The organism is Gillisia sp. Hel1_33_143, from assembly GCF_900104765.1.
In the GTDB taxonomy this organism is placed as follows: Bacteria; Bacteroidota; Bacteroidia; order Flavobacteriales; family Flavobacteriaceae; genus Gillisia.
Map to the genome: position 1 here is coordinate 1,330,697 of NZ_LT629737.1, position 17,173 is coordinate 1,347,869.

Consider the following 17,173-nt stretch of genomic DNA (forward strand, 5'->3'; position numbering starts at 1 on the left):
TTATGCTGTTGTAAGTTGATTTTTAAATGCTAAAAAGATCTCTTTTTCGTGTGTTTTGTAAAACTCAGGATCAAAATTAGCTTCTTTTAAATGAGAAAGCACATATTCTATGCTTCGTTCTTCATTCAACCACCGATCTATCACTTCGTGTCTTAATCTAATTCCGTAGATGTTTATACCTAAGAATTTATTGGAAGTTTTATCGAATGAAATGGTAAGAAATTTCGTTTCATCTTCATATTTCCAATTAAGTTGTTGTTCATTTTCTTTAGGTTTACTCCACACCCAACCATAGGTTTGATATTCTATATCGAAGAATTTCGCACTATTAAACCAATTTCCGGGTTTGTAGGGAATTTTGTTTCCTGTTAAGGTTTGTGCCAAGGTCTCACCCATCATTCTACCGGTATACCAAACGGCTTCAATTGGTTTTCTCTCACCAATATTTTTACGCTGCTGCACGCAATCTCCAATAGCATATACATCTGAAATGTTTGTTTGAAGATATTCATCTACCAGAATTCCTTTATCTACTTCAAGAGAAGTAGTCTTTAAAAACCCAATATTTGGATGTACACCTGCACAAAGTCCTACGATCTCGCATGCTATTTCTTCTCCTTTCTTAGTCAAAATACCTTTTACTCGTCCGTTTTCATCTGAGAGGATCTTATCTAATTCTTCTTCATGTCTTAGATCTACGCCGTGTGAAATAATATGTTTGGATATTAAATGTGCATCGTGATAGGGTAACACACTTCCCCAAAATGCCTTTTCTCGAACTAGAAATGTAACATCGATCTTTCTTGTTCTAAGCATTTCAGCCATTTCAACACCAATCAATCCGCCACCAATAAGTACTGCTTTTTTACAATTAACAGAATTCTTTTCCAGCAATTCCAGATCTTGTTTGGTTACTAGGCCTTGAACTCCTTCCAGCTCTTCGCCTTCCCAACCAAATTTATTAGGTAACGAGCCGGTAGCTATTATTAGCTTATCATATTTCATTTCTTGCCCAACAGAAAAGTGCAGTGTTTTTTGCTCAAAATCTATCTTTTCTACCCATGCTTTTTTTAGTTCAATTCGGTTCTTTTCCCAAAACCAATCTTCGTAAGGTTTTAGGTGATTCCACTTCATATGGCCCATATAGACATACATGAGAGCAGTTCTAGAAAAGAAAAAATCTGATTCTCCGGAAATAACGGTGATCTTTTTATCAGAATTTTTCCGAATATGCCTTGCGGCAGTAATTCCTGAAATTCCGTTGCCTATTATGACAATGTGCTCCATATATTTCCTAATTTTAAGAAGTGTTAAGAATGGCTATTAAAAAAGCATGAGTCGTACTGCTTGGTATACCTTTCAAAGCTAATAAGGTAAAGTACGCAGAAATATGCTATAATTACAAAGGTTTCCTCCATTTTTGTGCTTTGTTTTAGGCTAAAATCTTTTGAATAGAATTAATATGAAGGTCAGTAATTTCAAATCTCAATTTCAGATTATTTCAGCAATGTTCTTTCTTGTGCTGCTTACTTCTTGTGAAGCTCAGAATACTTCAGAAAAAATAAATGGAATTAGCTTAGTGGCTTCCAGAGAGAAAATTTCAGCAAATGATATTCAGCCAATAAAAAAGGTTAATGCTAATACGGTTGCCTTGATGCCTTTTGGTTTTATGGAAAGCTTGAACAGTCCTAAATTGTATTTTAATCTAGAAAGACAATGGTGGGGCGAGCGCGAAGAAGGTATAAAAGAAAGTATCGAACTTATGCGTAAAGATAGTTTGGAAGTCATGCTAAAACCTCAGATCTGGATCAGGAATGGCGAATTTACCGGGGATGTAAAAATGAATTCTGAAGCAGATTGGGTAAGTTTTGAAGAGCAATACGAAGAATTTATTCTCTTGTATACAAAAATTGCTGAAAGTGAAAAGGTGGAGATCTTGTGTATTGGTACAGAATTATATGAATTTGTAAATGCAAGACCAGATTTTTGGAATAAGCTGATCGCCGACCTTCGCAAGGTATATTCCGGAAAACTTACCTATGCCGAGAATTGGGATAAGATGGATAAAGTTGAGTTCTGGGCAGCACTAGATTATGTTGGAGTGGATGCCTATTTTCCTTTAAATGTAGAAAGATCTCCAAAAATTGAGGAGCTGCGTAAAGGGTGGGAACCTTATAAAAATTCTTTAAAGATTATTTCTGAAACTTCTGGAAAACCTATTCTTTTTACGGAATATGGTTATAGAAATATAGATTTTGCAGCTAAAACTCCTTGGGATTCTTCCAGAGAATTAAAAGATACCAACAACAAATTACAAGCAGATGCTTTAGAAGCTTTGTATCAAGAATTTTGGCAGGAAGACTGGTTTGCTGGCGGATTTTTATGGAAGTGGCATCACAATCATGCTGTAGCCGGGGGAGATAAAGACACTCAATTTACACCTCAAAATAAACCGGCAGAACAGGTGGTTAAAAATTATTACGGCAGAGTTTTTACAAACTAAGTTTGGTTTTATAATAAGTATGTAGTTCATCTGGAGAAGCACCTCGATACTTTTTCCAATAGATCTGTAAGAACACATATTGCACTTTCCAAACTCCATATTCTTCATAACGGCGAGCAGAAGTAGTTAACCATTTTTTGATGACTACAAATTGATTTTTCTCATAAAGCCTTCTTATAATGTCGTTGTCTTCATACACGATAAAAGATTCGTTAAAACCTCCAATATTTTTGAATAGATTCCTTTCTACAAACAGGGATTGATCTCCACCACGACAAGCTTTATGATTAAATTTCGTGAAATATCCCATCAGGTTCAACCACCAGTGATTCTTATCAAATTTCATACAAAAACATCCCGCTAAATTGCCTTGTTCTATTTGCTCTACAATTTCAAGATCAAAATTATATGGAGGGAAGCTATCGGCGTGAAGAAAATAAAGCGTCTTACCTTTTGCAATAGCGGCTCCGGCGTTCATTTGCTTTGCTCTGCCCTTATTAGAACTTATAAAAATCACTCCTTCCTGATCTGATGATAATGCAGCAGTATTATCTGTACTTCCGCCATCTACCACAATAATTTCAGAAATATAGATAGATGAAGAGCTTCTTAAGTGCTCTAACAGATGAAGGATGTTGGCCTCTTCATTAAAAACAGGAATAATTATGCTGATCATGATTATTTCTGTTCGTTAAGATTCCAATTGTAGTCTTTATAGTTAAGGGTTGCAGTATCGCTAATCTTAGTTTCTGCGTATTTATTGATGTAATCTATCACTGTTTGATCACTATCTCTAAAATCTTTTCTATACCAGTCGAAAATTGAAGAAAACTTTGGTGAATTTTCAGAAAGATCATTTTTATCTGAATTAATGAATTGGGTAGTAGCCTTTTCTAACTGCTCATTGATTTTCGCAGCAGTATAAGCTTCATTCATCAACTTTGGACAAGAAATAGAAGCGCAATTAATGGCAAAATGAATTCTTGGCTCATTCATTTTTCTCAGGATACTATTTTCAATTCCACCTAAAGAAATTTGAACATTTCCAATTTTTACCATGTCTTTGGTCCAAGCACCTTTAATGTCTTTGATACTTTTTACAGGATAATTTTCAAGTATCAACTTAACAGTGTAGGCGTTATAAGTGTTTATGTAATACGCCAACTGTTCTTGCACCGACCATTTATCTGAAGGTTGGTGATTAGATAACATAGTGATATAAGAATCCAGCGCTGTTCTGTCTGCCTGGAACCCTTTATAATCTACCAAACCATCACTATTCACATGCTTTTTAAGCAGTTTGTCCCAAGCGCTATGATCTACATTTACTTCAGAATTTGCCGTGGTAGAAACGATCTCTTCGGAAGCCTCTTTGTTAGACAAACCTTTGTCATTAAGACCTGCAGCCGATAATAACGTACAGGAATTAAGCACTAAAAGGCTTATTCCGGTAAAAAGTAACGGGCGAATGAATGTAATTTTTTTCATAATTCAAGTGTTAGCAGATCAAAATTGGGTGGTTAATCCAGTTATATTTTTTTGATCAATTCTTTAAAAAGCGTGATCATTTGCGGTTCTGCTTTTTCTGCCATTGCAATGATCTCTGCTATATCTACGGGTTTTAGGTCGTCAGGGTTTCCTTCATCTGTAATTACTGAAATTGCAGACACCGGAATTTTTAGATGATTTGCCACAATTACCTCAGGTACAGTACTCATACCCACTGCATCTGCACCAATTATTTTTAAATATCTGTATTCTGCTCTTGTTTCCAATTGCGGCCCTAATACCGACGCATACACTCCTTTATGAAGGATAATATTGTGTTCTTTTGCTGTGTTTTCAAGGGTTTCATTCATAACTGCATCATAAGGCTGGCTCATATCTACAAAGCGTTCCCCCAATTGTTCAACCCCATGAAATGCTAAGGGAGAACCTCCTTGAAGATTTATATGATCTTCAATAAGCATTAATTCTCCTTTTTTATAATCTAAGTTGATAGAACCTGAAGCATTAGAAACCAACAGTTTTGAAATACCAAGTTCCTTCATCACTCGTACTGGGTAAGTTACATCCTGAAGGCTGTATCCCTCATACAAATGAAATCTACCCTGCATCACCACTACTTTCTTACCTTCCAGCTTTCCGAAGATCAATTTTCCTTTATGAAATTCTACAGTAGCAGTAGGAAAATGAGGAATATCTTTATAGCTAACCTCCGCTAAAATTTCAATTTCATCTATAAATTGACCCAGCCCTGTTCCTAATATTATTCCAACTTCCGGAGCGTCAAACCCACGGGAGATAAGGTAATCTGTAGATTCTTTAATTTCTTGTATCATATTATTTCTTCAGGAATTTTTGAAAAATCGCTACATCTTGAATATCTTCTAAATAATCAACATCGTTACGAGGTTCCAATAATTTTACATTTTTATTTTTAAGATCTTTTAAAGTGTCTTGAAGCACAGAATCTGTACCCCAATTTTTGTTTTTAAAGACTTGTGAAGTTAAGAAATTCATTCCTAATAAATAATACCCACCATCTTCTGCAGGACCAACAACGGCATCATATTCTTGCAGATCTACAAAAGCCTCTTCAATATCCTGCTTATTAAGATCATAAAGATCGCTTCCAATTATTATAATATTTTGATATCCGGCTTTAAAACCTTGCTCAAAAGCATACTGCATGCGTTCTCCCAAGTCTTCTCCCTGCTGAAGTTTCTTAATAAAAATAGCATCATCCCAAAGATCGTTTTCTCTGATTTTTACAGAATAATGTACCTCTTTTTCTACGGATAGATCTTTGGTAACATTTACAGTGTGTTCAATAAGAAATTTATAGATCTCCAGAGCGGTTTCATCTCCTACATCTTTGGCAAGTCTTGTTTTCACTTTGCCAAGTTCCGGGTTTCTGGTAAATATTAAGAGTAGGTTTTTAGAGGTTGATTTCAAAATAAATGATATTTGATTAATATACCTTTTCTCCTTTTTTTAGCCATTTAGACCAATGCTTAGAGAAAGTATGCACTTTTTCGGTTTCTTTTTCTTGAGTATCATAAACAGCAAACCCGCTATTCTTCCACTCAAAAATACCGCCGTATAAATTCTTTACATTTTGATATCCGGCATTTTCTAATTTCTCTGAAATATTCTCAGACCGAATACCCACAGAACAATATACCACGATTGGAATAGATTTGTTGCTGAACAGTTGTGAAATCTTTTCTGCTGAAAAATCATCATAACCCACAAATTGAGCATTTTTAATATGACTCACTTCATATTCTTCCTTTTCGCGGGCATCAAAGATCAAGATAGAATCTTTGTCAAATTTCAACATTCTTAATTCTTCAACAGAAATATAAGGAACACTGTTGGTGTTATATTTTGCTAAAAGCGCTTCCATAGAACTCTGAGCCTTCACTTGAAAGCTTGTAATGATAAGAACTACTATAAAAATTGATCTTTTTAAAGTCATAATTAGTTGTTTCTATAGATACTTACGTGAAAATTTAAAACTGCGATGTTAGAGTTTTCTGAAATTCGATCTCAATTCCTTGCAATTCACTTTCGGCTTTTGGTAAGATCTCAGTATTATCCCAAATTCCGGTAAGTATGGTATTTGCGTATTCCTGTGGCAAACCATTTTTCAGCATCAATTTATTGGTAAGCTCATGCTCATAGGTAAATGAATGATGAGAAAGCATTGGCGTTGCATTTTCATCTAAAAGTGCATACCAAACTCTAGGAGTTCCATCGTTAGCCGGCATCCCAATAACTCCCGGGTTAATCCAAAGTTTATCTCCGATCTTTTCATTAAAAGGAAGTCCGCAATGCCCCGCAATTATAATATCAGAATTAGTTTCTTCAAAGACGTTGCTTTTTACTTGTTTAGGAGTCGATTTAAAAATGAATTCTGAAATATTGGAATAAGAACCGTGCACTACCTTCACTTTTTTATCAGCATAAGTGAAACTTAGATTTCTTGGAATTGCTCTTACAAACTCAATAGAATCTTTTTCCAAATGTGCTTTTGCAAACGGATACCAAAGTTGTGAGAAATTATCGCATCTGGAACCTTCTCTAAAATCGCAACCACAATCGTCTTTGTCTTCAGCCAACTGAACCTCCACATTTCCAGCGATAGCTCTGGCATCCCACTTTTTAAATAGTTGAATGGTTTGCTGAGGTTGGGCGCAATACCCAATAATATCTCCCGTACAAATACAGTTATCAGAAGGAATTCCTTCCGACTTAGCAATAGAGATCAACTTTTCTAAAGCCTGTAAATTGCTATAAACTCCTCCAAATAAAAGAAGTTTGCCGTTTAGAGTTCCAATATTTTCTATTTCTGAATCCATTTAGGAAGTAAATATAAGATTATGCAAGTGATAATTCCCCAAACGTTGATCCAAAGTAGGTCTGCATATGGGCCTTCAGTTAATATCAAAGCTTTCGGGAAAATATTAAAAACGAGTAAAAATCCGAAGACCAATCCGCCAACTACACTAAGGTAAAAACTGCTTTGAGGTACCTTGATCTTCCAGAACATAAAAACCGGAGTCAGCCCAATAACCATAGTTCCGGAAATGGTAGTTGCAGAAAGGATTTCAGCATCTAAGAAAACAGGAATGGTTCCCGCGATTGCTAAAACAACCATGGCAATTCTTCCAAATTTGATGCTTCTCCCAAATTTAAGATCGATAGTAATAAGTTTAGAAAATGATGAAAATGTGGAGTCTAACGTTGATGCTGCAGAAGTGATCATAATAAAATTGATCACTAATAGAATAATAACTCCAAAGGCTTTTCCAACTTCTACCGCCGCTTGCCCTTGCATTCCTTCTTTTTGGGCATAAACTCCAATAATACTAAAGAGTACGATACAAATTCCACCAAAGACACTCGCTAAAAGAAAGCTTTTTAAAGTTGTTTTTGGACTGCTTATAAAACCTCTGTCGGTTAGTACCGGATCATGAAAAGGATAACTAAAAGATTGAATTACGGCGGCAAAAAGCAAGTTTAAGCCGGTTGCCATGGTCCAACTTCCGGAGGTTGCCACTTCTTTAATGCTTATTTCTCCAATACTAAAAATGTTCCAAAGAATTATACAAAGCAAAACGGCAAAGAATCCCATTTGTATCACATCTGTAAAAATGGAACTGCTTAAACCACCTTTTAAAGCATAAGCCAACGTCAAAATTGTAAAGACGATGATCGCCCAATAAAACCCGCTACTGCCCTGATCTCCAAAATAAGTACCTATGACCATGGTATTAGACCAAACTTCATTAAAAAGCCGGATACTTATCAAGATAGAGAATAATGCAACTGCTCCTCTTCCAAATTTTGAAACTAAGAATTGGTGAATACTTTTAAATCCTCCTTTTACTCGCATTGCGTAGATCACTATCCCTGCAATAGCGAAGGAAAGGTAATAGCCGGCATAAGCGAGACCTCCTACGATCCCGAATTCCAAGCCGAGATTTGCTGCATTGGTAATGCTTTTTGCGAAGATCCAAGAGATTATTAAGCTACCGGTAAGCATTCCTGTATTAGGCGCTTTGTTTTTAAAAGTAGCTTTAAAAAATTCTCTTGCGTTTCTTGCTCTCGGTGAAATTATAAAAAGCGCAATACTGGAAAATAGGAGTAACCACCACTGCCAGTAGATAGGTTCAATTTTATAAACTTCAATAAAAAGTGTCATGTGATTATTATTAATAAACCAAGATAGAAATTGAATTCTATCAACTACTCATCCCACCAAACCGGGAAATTGATACTATTGTCATTTGTAGTGCTAGCTGCCTGATTGTAATTTTGGGCATTTAGTGCAGCTTCTTCAGTAGGGTAAGGCATTCTAACAGGAATGAGATCGTTATTCAAACTTGCAGAAATTGGCTTAAGATCTGGAAAACCTGTTCTTCTCCATTCTGTCCAACCTTCATACCCGTTTATCATATTAGCGATCCATTTTTGTGTGATGATCTGTTCGATCTTATTTTTTCCATCTGCACCATAAGCAGCCGTAGCGCTTAAATAATTCGGAGGCAATGCAGTGTTCCAATATTCAAAAGCTTGGGTAACGGCCAGCTCATATATCATTTTAGGATCTGCCTGAATATATCCTTTTTCGGCAGCTTCGGCTAATAGAAAGTTGGTTTCCCATCCTGTCATAAAATTAGCGTCTAACATTCCAGAGTTTTCTCTAAAGATTTTCCCTGCGTACGAATAATCTGCAGGAGAAATGGAGGTTTGTGAAGCATCTATTCCGTTGATGAGTCCGTTGTAAACTTGTGGATCATTTCCTGTGGGTCTAAACAACACCTCAATTCTTGGATCTTCCAGATCATGCAAAATTTCATCTATAGTTTCAGACATCACGAAATTGTTGAAATCTCCGGCTCTTAGTCTTGCCAGTCTAAAATTATTTGGCTCCCCATCTGTAAAATCAAAAGTGGCATTATCAGCATTCGTTCTGATGAAATTGCCTTCCTGATATACTTGTTGTAATTGTGAAGCAACATCGATCTTTTCTGAAATGCGCATCAAACTTTTAATCTTCAAAGAATTTGCAAATTGTATCCAGTTATCAAGATTTCCATTAAAAAGAATATCTCCTTCTAATTTGATAGCGCCGTTGTAATTCTGAATTGCTGCTATCCCTTTATCGAGATTATCAAGAATTCCGCCTTCAGCTAAATAAATAACTTCCTGAGCATCATATTTTGGAGTGGTGGTAACTTCTTTACCTTTAAAAGCTTCAAAATATGGTACATCTCCATAAATATCTGTGAGCGCAGCGGCCATATAAGCTTTCATTATAAGTGCCGGACCTTCGTAAACACGATTAGCTTCTGTAGTTCTGGCTTGTTCTAAAATGATCTCGTTATCTCGAAGATTGGTGTAAAAAACAGGCCAAGGATTACCTCCAAGTTGCGGAGACTTTAAAGCATGTCTGTCAAAAAGGTTGAAATCTAAAGCTGTTAAATACTGGCCGAGCAAGTTTCCGGCAACAAAACCTTCATAAGACATTTCTTCGCCATAATCGTAGATGACTTGCCTCAACAGTAAACTTGGCTGAACTTGCAAAGGTGCATTTGGATTGGTGTTGATATCTTCAAAATCTTTGGTACAAGAAGAGATGGCTGCAAATGCTACAAAAAGTGTTGTTATATATATAAATCTTTTCATCTTAAATACTATTTTTAAATGGCTATTAGCGCCTAAAAATTAATTCCTGCTTTAAATCCAAAACTTCGGGTGGTAGCATAAGACATATCTTCTACACCACTTACAAATCCGTTGCCTTGAACCGCTAATTGTTCAGGATCAAAATGAGGAATTTCACTAAATGCAAATAGATTTCTTCCAACCAAAGAAAGATTTATGGTTGCTCCATCTTTCATAAACCCAAGTGCTCCCTCGTTCAGGTTAAAAGTATAGCCTACAGCAAATTGTCTTAGTTTTAGGTAAGAAGCATCATAAACGTTGTTCTCTTCATGATTTCTATCGTAATACTGACGGTAATATGATTCTGCAGAAACAGCTGTGGTATTAGGCACATAAATTGGATTTTCTGAAGTTCCGGTGTTTACTACTCCATCTGCAATAATTCCTGCTTCCGGTCTATAAGAAGTTTCTTCTAATTGACCACCAACAGCTCCTAAAGCTAAAGTTCTTGAAACTAAAATTCCGCCTTGTCTCCAGTCTAATAAAAAGCTAAGGTCCCAATTTTTATAGTTGAATTGATTGTTGAATCCAAGCATAAAATCTGGGTTGTAGTTTCCGAGTTTCTGAAGGTTGTTATCTGCAATATATCTTCCGGCTTCCGTTAAGATGAAATCTCCATTTTCATTTTTTAGGTATCCGGTTCCATATAGATCTCCAATTTTTCCGCCTTCTTCTACTTGTAACCAAACCGTTTGATCCGGATTGTCATAAATTCTATTGTAAGCCAACGTCAATCTTCCTGCTTCCTGCGGAAGTTCTTCTACTTTAGACACATTTTTGCTAAAATTCAAGGTGCTATTCCAACTAAAATTGCTATTTCTTACTGGTGTAATTCCTGCGATGATCTCAATTCCCTGAGATCTAACTTTCCCTGCATTCACCACTTTTTGGGTATATCCGGAAGAGATTCCAATTGGTAAAGATAAGATCTGATCTTCTGTTAAGGCATTGTAATACGTAAGGTCAAAATTCAATCTGTCTTTAAAGAATCTGATATCGGCACCAACTTCATAAGAGGTAGTTCTCTCTGGCTTTAAATTTGGATTTGAGATGATGTTCTGATCGCTAAAAGTAGGCTGAGACATATAAGGTGTTTGTGAAACAAAAGCTCCTGTGGTTTGATAGGGATCTGTATCATTTCCTACCTGTGCCCAACTGGCTCTAAGCTGAGCAAAAGAGAAGAATTGAGGCAATTCTGTAACATTTGAAAGTATAAAACTTCCCGAAACTGAAGGATAGAAAAACGAAGTATTAGCTACAGAATATGGAGTTGCAAGAGCGCTAGACCAATCATTTCTTCCGGTAACATCTACAAACAAGAAATCTTTATATCCAAATTTTGCAATTCCATACAAGCTATTGATCCGCTTTTGAGATTCATATTGAAAAACTTCAATTGGAGAGGCAGCATTGTTCAGTTTAAAAACTCCGGGTTGTGCTAAAGTGGTGGTTTGAGATTGTGTGGTAGAAGCGTTTTGATCTAGTCTATTTCCACCTAAAGAAATATCAGCAGAAATAGCTCCAAATACCTTGTTATAATTCAGAAGGAAATCTGTGTTGATCTCTCTAAAGAAAACTTCATGCTCGCCATAAGCACCATTCTTGAATCTATTGGAGCTGAATGCTCTCTTGAACTGACGATTTTCACTGGAATAATCCATTCCGGTACGTACCGCCAAACTTAAATGATCTGTAATCTCTTGTTTGATAGAAAGATTTCCGAAAACACGATCTCTGTTGAAGGAGTTGGTATTTTCATATAGCATAAAATATGGGTTATCAAAATAGGTATAATTATAAGAGATCTGCTGCACATCTTCCAGACCCGGTTGCCAGTAATCTTTTAAATTCTGAATATTCAAAGATCTCGGGCCCCAAGCTACAAGAGAGTAATTTAGATTTTCTGAACCATATCCATTGGCAGGTCTATTATCACTTCCGGAATTCACATAGTTAATGGTTGAGTTGATGCTCATTCCTTGTAGCGGCTTAAAATTGAGTTTAGCAGCCACGGTTTGTCTATCTAGATTTACACCCGGAATAATAGATTCACTTCTAAGATCTGTAAAAGAAAGTCTATAATCTCCTTTCTCAAACCCGGAAGAAACTGATACGTTATTGATGGTAGTTACCCCGGTTTCATAGAAATCTTTTAAATTATCTGGATGCGAATTAAAAGGAGTGGGAGTAATGGGAAGGTCGCTATACAGCGAAGTATCACCACCACGAACAATAGTTCCATCTGGTAAAACCACAGGACTATCATATTGAGGAATCAAGGTTCCCTGATCCAATCTTGGGCCCCAGCTGTATGTAATCAAGTCATTAACTCCACCACCAAGGCCATCTTTAAATTCAAATTTCCCGGAATTCCCTTGTCCGTATTCATTCTGAAATTCCGGAAGTTGAAAAGCGGTATCTATAAAAAGACTGGTATTAATACTAATCCCCATGCCTTTAGCTTTTGAACCGTTCTTAGTTTCGATAATGATCACTCCGTTGGAAGCTCTAGTTCCATATAAAGCTGCGGCACTTGCTCCTTTTAAAACCGAAACAGACGCAATATCATCAGGATTTACTTCCATCGCTCCGTTACCAAAATCTACTTCTTGAAATCCTGCGGCAGCTTCAGAAGTATTAGCAAAAACAGTGTTGTTGTTAATTGGAGTTCCATCTACAATAAATAGCGGATTGTTATTAGAGAAAGAAGCTTCCCCTCTAATGGTGATCTTAGAAGTAGAACCCACCCCAGTAGCACCTTGACTAATACTTACTCCGGCTAATTTTCCGCTAAGATTATCTAAGAAATTGACTGCTTTGACCTCAGAAATTTCTTTTTGCTGAATGCTTTGTACAGCATATCCTAATTCTTTGGTTTCTCTTTTTAGTCCGAGAGCGGTGATCACTACTTCATTTAAACCTGTAGCAGATTCATTTAAAGTAACGTTGATATTATTTTGACCATTAATTTGAATGCTTACCGTTTGGTAACCAAGAGTAAATACTTCTAAAGTTCCGTTGAGGTTGGGAAGTTCTAAACTATAGAAACCATCATCATTTGTGGTGGTTCCTGTATTGGTGTTTTTAAGTACCACGTTGGCGAAAGCAATTCCATTTCCAGAAGCGTCTGAAACCTTTCCTGTAATTTTAGTTTGAGCAAAACCAGTTGCTGCAAGGCAAAATGCCAGGCACATGAATATAATTTTCATCAGATAAAATATGTGAAATAATAAATAATCGAAAACCGAAAGATGTCGGTTGGGTTATAGGGAAGTAATAATAAGGTTTGGAGAGCCTTTATTGAATAAGATTCGGAATTGTAAAAGTGAGATCAGAAAATTCTGAAGACTATTAACTTTTTTTCCTGATCTGAAAAGAGCAAGAATCAGTTTTGTAATTTCTACTGAAATTCCTGTAAAGCAATTTCTAAAAAATGAGAGATCTTTAAAACCATCAAGATCATTCAGTACTTTTAATTTTACAATCTCTGTATAAGTTTCGGTTAAAACCGCTTCCAGAAATTTGCAGAGTTTGGAAGATTGCCAGGGTAAATTTAGAAATGTTGCTGCATTAAATTTTGATCTTTCAAGACCCATTAAATAGAAACCTCCATCGGTAGAAGGTCCTATTACAACTTTACTTGCTTCTAATTGTGTTGCGGCAGCAATTAAATGAGATGTTGTAAGCTGTGGAGTATCATTTCCAATAGTAATTATACTAGTAAAACCATGATCAAATACCTCCTGAATTGCGTTTACAAATCTACTCCCGAACGAATTTCCTTTTTGCTCTTTTTCAGTATAAAGAAAATAAGGCAATTCAGATCTTTGAACAGTTTTAAGTGTCTTATTATTTAGGACATCAAATAATGCCTGACCTTTAGGAATAGCCTTTTGCATTTGCTCTTCCGCAGAAGAATTTGCAAATATCAAGACAGCAGTTTTTTTGGTCATTTAAAAAGAGGTGGCTTTATAAAACCTATTAGCGTTGTTCTATAATTTTTTGTTTAGTCTATAACTGTTCCTTGGCAACTGCTTCCGGCGCCTGCGGTACAACCATAACAGTGTTGAGAAATGATGATGTTTCTGTCGTTAAGCAGATCTTCATTATACTCGCTAATATGCTTCACCTTACTATTTACTTTAAGATCTAACATCTGGTTGAAATCACAATCGTATAACCAGCCATCCCAACTAATAGAGATCGTATTGGTACACATAACATTTTCTACCGCTGCAGGATTATAGGCTTCTACCAAGGCATACATGTAATCTTCATAATTTTCTGAAGCTATAAGGAACTCCAAAAATCTACTTATAGGAAGGTTGGTGATAGCAAATAAACTCCCAAAATCTATATTGAAATCTTCTTTTAAAGCTTCTTTAAAATCGCGTTCCATCGCTTCCTGATCTGTTGGTAAAAATGCTCCTGAAGGATTGTAGACCAAGTCTAATCTTAAACCGGTACCTTCTTGTGCATACCCAACTTCATTCAGCATTTGTAAAGCTTTGATGGATTTATCAAAAACGCCACTTCCACGCTGCTTGTCTGTTTTCTCTCTTTTATAATATGGTAAAGATGAAATTACATGGACATTGTGTTCTTTAAAGAATTCCGGAAGATCGTGGTATTTTTTGTTGGCAAGGATGATGGTAAGGTTAGATCTCACAATAAAATCTTTGATACCTGCTTTAGAAGCTTCTTCAACAAACCATCTAAAATTTGGATTCATCTCTGGAGCTCCACCGGTAAGATCTAGCGTATGAGCCCCGGTGGTTTTTATAACTTCCAAACACTGCTTCATGGTATCTACCGTCATGATCTCTTTTCTGTCCGGACCTGCATCCACATGGCAATGAGAACATACCTGATTACACATATAACCAAGATTAAGCTGTAGGATCTCTAGTTTTTTAGGCTTTAGAGGAAAATGTCCTGTTTCGGCGATCTTATCTTTAAAATAAGGCAGTTCGCCTTCACGAAATATTCCGTTGCTTAAAAATTTTAATTGATTGTCTGGACTGGATAGATCATCTTTTCTAGCCGACAACGATTTTAATAAGGTCATAGATATAAGTTCAATATATTATAATCTCGATCCAGCAAGAATTGAGATTTCAAGCCATCTTACATGCTTAATTTGTCATATTTATTCATCATTTGCACTCCGTGAACCAGGGTTGCTCCACCTTTAATGGCAGCACCAACATGAACAGCTTCCATCATTTCCTCTTTATTAATTCCTCTTTGAAGTCCGTCTTTTGTATAAGCGTCTATACAATAAGGGCATTGTACAACGTGCGAAACGGCTAAGGCAATGAGTGATTTCTCTCTTGCGGTTAGGGCTCCTTCTTCAAATACTTTTCCGTAATAATCAAAGAACTTGGTTCCTAATTCTTCATTCCATTCTGTAATTTTTCCAAATTTTCTAAGATCGGCTGGATCATAATAAGTTTTAGACATAATAAGTAAGGTTTGTATTTAGAATTAATCGCAAGTAATTATAATACTTACGAAACTGTGTCTGTTTTGGTTTTGCAGTAAATATATAAGTTAAAGAAATGATTCATAATTTTAAGTAGTAATTATTTAAAATAATTAAGCTTTCTGTAGTTTTTTCTTATCAATTTTAAAATGTATAAGCTGAATATCAGAATATAACCAAACTTAGAATTTAGGTCTTCACTTTAAAGGAATAAAAGTGTACTTACATTTAGTGTAGAAGTAGTTTGAAGATCGCTTTTTTACAGAGCGGCTTAAATTTAAAAAGGCAACTATTTTAAATAGCTGCCTTTTGTTTCAAATTGAATATGATCATTTAATATTAAAAAAAAATGATCTAAAAAATGCTTTTATGCCTCCTGATTTTAAATGTCTAGATAAGTAGACATTTGTTTGTAAATGTAATTTAGGGGAAGTTTCAAAATTGATCTAACTAAGATCAATTATCTTTATTGCGAAGCGTTCTCTTTATTTTTCGGAAAAAGAAAACAGTTAGAAAGACTACTAGTAGTACCTCAAACCCCATTAAATAATATAATATATTCATGGTGTACAGTTTAATTCAGAAAATAACAAATTGATCTTTGCTAATACTGATACCACAAATATCAATTTATTTTAAAGAGGGAGTTAACGTTATTAAAATTAAAATTGATAGTTTTAACAAAACTTTAAATTTTAATTATTTATCTTTTTTCGTATGGAGTAACGTTATACGAATTAAAGTTACCTCCAATGCTTCTATTTTAGTAGGTTTATTGTTTTTTAGAATTATCATCCCTTATTTTTACGTCTTTACGATAAAGATGGATAAGTTGTAAATTATTGTTAATTTTGTGGCTGGAACTCGCCAGAAATTTCAGTGAGTTTAAGTATTGTTATGAGAATAGACGTTAAGACCTTACCTGTAGTAGAAATTCTTCAAGATATTTCAGAGCACTTAAATGCTCCTGTTGTAAATGGAAGTGGAGAGCTCACTATTCATGTTCCAGAAGAATTTGGAGAAGGATATATTAGGGGCATCAGTTTTGATTGTGGTATGGGTATAGTTTCTTACAATTGTAAGTTCTATCAGGATGTTTCTATTCATTTCTCTTTAAACACCGTTCATCCTCTTAAATTCATATTTTGCTCGGAAGGGCAGGTAGCTCATTCTTTTCAGGAAAGTGAAGAAGTTCACGAAATGGATGCTTATCAAAATATTATAGTTTCCAGTAGTGGATATAATGGGCATGTGCTTTATTTTAAGGCTAATGTGCAAACACATGTATCTAGTTTGGAAATTATTAGATCTCGTTTTTCTCACAGAACTAATTACGATTTTAGAGATCTAGATCCAACTCTTAAAGATCTGTTCAAAGATTCTGTTTCTAAAAATAAATTCTTCTATCAGGGTAACTACAGTATAAAAGCTGCAGATATTATGGAGGAGATGAATACACAAGATTACACAGGCTTTTTGAGATCTATTTTCTTAGAAGGGAAGTCTTTTCATATGTTGGTCATTCAGATCGCGCAATATCAAGATGATGAGGCCGAAGATAGATTACCAACCATTTTAAGAAAATCTGATATTCATAAGGTAGATTACGTAGCCAAACGTATTATGGGTGATCTTGCCAGTAATTTAACGGTAGAAAGTCTTGCCAAAGAGGCAGGGACCAACGTTAATAAATTGCAGGAAGGCTTTAAGTATGTGTATGATCTTACGGTAAATAAATATATTCAGCATAAAAAATTAGAAGCAGCCAAGGAAATGCTAATGACAACAGAAAAGAACATTTCTGAGATAGTGATCGCTATTGGTTTAAATAACAGGAGTTATTTTTCTAAGATATTTAAAGAAAAATACGGGGTAAATCCAAAATATTTCCTGAAAACACGAAAAACTACCAGCGTATAGGTAATAAGGTAGTATTATTTTGAAGT

The 17,173-nt window shown here is 35.4% G+C and carries 15 protein-coding genes; 2 read left to right on the forward strand and 13 right to left on the reverse strand.

The annotated features are described in order from the left end of the window. A complete protein-coding gene (locus BLT84_RS06020) occupies nucleotides 1-1,287 on the reverse strand; it encodes an NAD(P)/FAD-dependent oxidoreductase (protein WP_091263580.1) in 1,287 nt (428 codons plus the stop codon). A gap of 175 nt (nucleotides 1,288-1,462) precedes the next feature. Here BLT84_RS06020 and BLT84_RS06025 point away from each other — a divergent pair, with 175 nt between their 5' ends. Next, nucleotides 1,463-2,503: a glycoside hydrolase family 113 gene (locus BLT84_RS06025; protein WP_231929499.1), complete on the forward strand. Its 1,041-nt coding sequence runs from the start codon at nucleotides 1,463-1,465 to the stop codon at nucleotides 2,501-2,503. Here BLT84_RS06025 and BLT84_RS06030 read toward each other — a convergent pair. From BLT84_RS06030 to BLT84_RS06085, 12 genes are read right to left on the reverse strand one after another with little or no spacing between them, the layout of a single operon-like run. Continuing rightward, the gene (locus BLT84_RS06030; RefSeq protein ID WP_091263581.1) at nucleotides 2,493-3,179 is read right to left on the reverse strand and encodes a TIGR04283 family arsenosugar biosynthesis glycosyltransferase; all 687 of its coding nucleotides are present in this window, start codon (nucleotides 3,177-3,179) and stop codon (nucleotides 2,493-2,495) included. The two genes, BLT84_RS06025 and BLT84_RS06030, sit on opposite strands and share 11 nt — an antisense overlap. A 2-nt stretch (nucleotides 3,180-3,181) precedes the next feature. Beyond that, nucleotides 3,182-3,991: a DUF547 domain-containing protein gene (locus tag BLT84_RS06035; protein ID WP_091263583.1), complete on the reverse strand. Its 810-nt coding sequence runs from the start codon at nucleotides 3,989-3,991 to the stop codon at nucleotides 3,182-3,184. Between the two features lie 41 nt (nucleotides 3,992-4,032). Beyond that, the gene (locus tag BLT84_RS06040; protein ID WP_091263586.1) at nucleotides 4,033-4,845 is read right to left on the reverse strand and encodes a purine-nucleoside phosphorylase; all 813 of its coding nucleotides are present in this window, start codon (nucleotides 4,843-4,845) and stop codon (nucleotides 4,033-4,035) included. A gap of 1 nt (nucleotide 4,846) precedes the next feature. Further along, a complete protein-coding gene (locus tag BLT84_RS06045; protein WP_091263588.1) occupies nucleotides 4,847-5,461 on the reverse strand; it encodes a TIGR04282 family arsenosugar biosynthesis glycosyltransferase in 615 nt (204 codons plus the stop codon). Between the two features lie 16 nt (nucleotides 5,462-5,477). Then, nucleotides 5,478-5,987 carry a rhodanese-like domain-containing protein gene (locus BLT84_RS06050; RefSeq protein WP_091263590.1) on the reverse strand — a complete coding sequence of 170 codons (510 nt, stop codon included), beginning with the start codon at nucleotides 5,985-5,987 and terminating at the stop codon, nucleotides 5,478-5,480. Between the two features lie 34 nt (nucleotides 5,988-6,021). After that, nucleotides 6,022-6,870, reverse strand: a complete 849-nt coding sequence (locus BLT84_RS06055; RefSeq protein ID WP_091263593.1) for a metallophosphoesterase family protein — start codon at nucleotides 6,868-6,870, stop codon at nucleotides 6,022-6,024. Continuing rightward, entirely contained in the window at nucleotides 6,855-8,216 is a 1,362-nt protein-coding gene (locus BLT84_RS06060; RefSeq protein WP_172822443.1) for a sodium:solute symporter, read from the reverse strand. The genes BLT84_RS06055 and BLT84_RS06060 overlap by 16 nt, the downstream gene beginning before the upstream one ends. 44 nt (nucleotides 8,217-8,260) lie before the next feature. Beyond that, nucleotides 8,261-9,703, reverse strand: coding sequence for a SusD/RagB family nutrient-binding outer membrane lipoprotein (locus BLT84_RS06065; protein ID WP_091263595.1), 1,443 nt, complete (start codon nucleotides 9,701-9,703; stop codon nucleotides 8,261-8,263). 32 nt (nucleotides 9,704-9,735) lie between these two features. Then, on the reverse strand, nucleotides 9,736-12,951 hold the full coding sequence (locus BLT84_RS06070) for a SusC/RagA family TonB-linked outer membrane protein (protein WP_091263597.1): 3,216 nt from the start codon (nucleotides 12,949-12,951) through the stop codon (nucleotides 9,736-9,738). A 54-nt stretch (nucleotides 12,952-13,005) separates the two neighbouring features. Then, complete coding sequence (locus tag BLT84_RS06075) at nucleotides 13,006-13,695, reverse strand: DUF2064 domain-containing protein (protein WP_091263600.1); 690 nt, start codon at nucleotides 13,693-13,695, stop codon at nucleotides 13,006-13,008. Between the two features lie 53 nt (nucleotides 13,696-13,748). Continuing rightward, a complete protein-coding gene (gene arsS / locus BLT84_RS06080; RefSeq protein ID WP_091263602.1) occupies nucleotides 13,749-14,810 on the reverse strand; it encodes an arsenosugar biosynthesis radical SAM (seleno)protein ArsS in 1,062 nt (353 codons plus the stop codon). A 59-nt stretch (nucleotides 14,811-14,869) separates the two neighbouring features. Next, complete coding sequence (locus tag BLT84_RS06085; RefSeq protein WP_034886740.1) at nucleotides 14,870-15,205, reverse strand: arsenosugar biosynthesis-associated peroxidase-like protein; 336 nt, start codon at nucleotides 15,203-15,205, stop codon at nucleotides 14,870-14,872. Between the two features lie 919 nt (nucleotides 15,206-16,124). Here BLT84_RS06085 and BLT84_RS06090 point away from each other — a divergent pair. Further along, nucleotides 16,125-17,147, forward strand: a complete 1,023-nt coding sequence (locus BLT84_RS06090; RefSeq protein WP_091263604.1) for a helix-turn-helix domain-containing protein — start codon at nucleotides 16,125-16,127, stop codon at nucleotides 17,145-17,147. Nucleotides 17,148-17,173: the final 26 nt, after the last annotated feature.

Bases quoted from the DNA above. Each gene is read 5' to 3' on its own strand.
- BLT84_RS06020 (WP_091263580.1), bottom strand. From the start codon at position 1,287: ATGGAGCACATTGTCATAATAGGCAACGGAATTTCAGGAATTACTGCC.
- BLT84_RS06025 (WP_231929499.1), top strand. From the start codon at position 1,463: ATGAAGGTCAGTAATTTCAAATCTCAATTTCAGATTATTTCAGCAATG.
- BLT84_RS06030 (WP_091263581.1), bottom strand. From the start codon at position 3,179: ATGATCAGCATAATTATTCCTGTTTTTAATGAAGAGGCCAACATCCTT.
- BLT84_RS06035 (WP_091263583.1), bottom strand. From the start codon at position 3,991: ATGAAAAAAATTACATTCATTCGCCCGTTACTTTTTACCGGAATAAGC.
- BLT84_RS06040 (WP_091263586.1), bottom strand. From the start codon at position 4,845: ATGATACAAGAAATTAAAGAATCTACAGATTACCTTATCTCCCGTGGG.
- BLT84_RS06050 (WP_091263590.1), bottom strand. From the start codon at position 5,987: ATGACTTTAAAAAGATCAATTTTTATAGTAGTTCTTATCATTACAAGC.
- BLT84_RS06055 (WP_091263593.1), bottom strand. From the start codon at position 6,870: ATGGATTCAGAAATAGAAAATATTGGAACTCTAAACGGCAAACTTCTT.
- BLT84_RS06060 (WP_172822443.1), bottom strand. From the start codon at position 8,216: ATGACACTTTTTATTGAAGTTTATAAAATTGAACCTATCTACTGGCAG.
- BLT84_RS06065 (WP_091263595.1), bottom strand. From the start codon at position 9,703: ATGAAAAGATTTATATATATAACAACACTTTTTGTAGCATTTGCAGCC.
- BLT84_RS06070 (WP_091263597.1), bottom strand. From the start codon at position 12,951: ATGAAAATTATATTCATGTGCCTGGCATTTTGCCTTGCAGCAACTGGT.
- BLT84_RS06075 (WP_091263600.1), bottom strand. From the start codon at position 13,695: ATGACCAAAAAAACTGCTGTCTTGATATTTGCAAATTCTTCTGCGGAA.
- arsS (WP_091263602.1), bottom strand. From the start codon at position 14,810: ATGACCTTATTAAAATCGTTGTCGGCTAGAAAAGATGATCTATCCAGT.
- BLT84_RS06085 (WP_034886740.1), bottom strand. From the start codon at position 15,205: ATGTCTAAAACTTATTATGATCCAGCCGATCTTAGAAAATTTGGAAAA.
- BLT84_RS06090 (WP_091263604.1), top strand. From the start codon at position 16,125: ATGAGAATAGACGTTAAGACCTTACCTGTAGTAGAAATTCTTCAAGAT.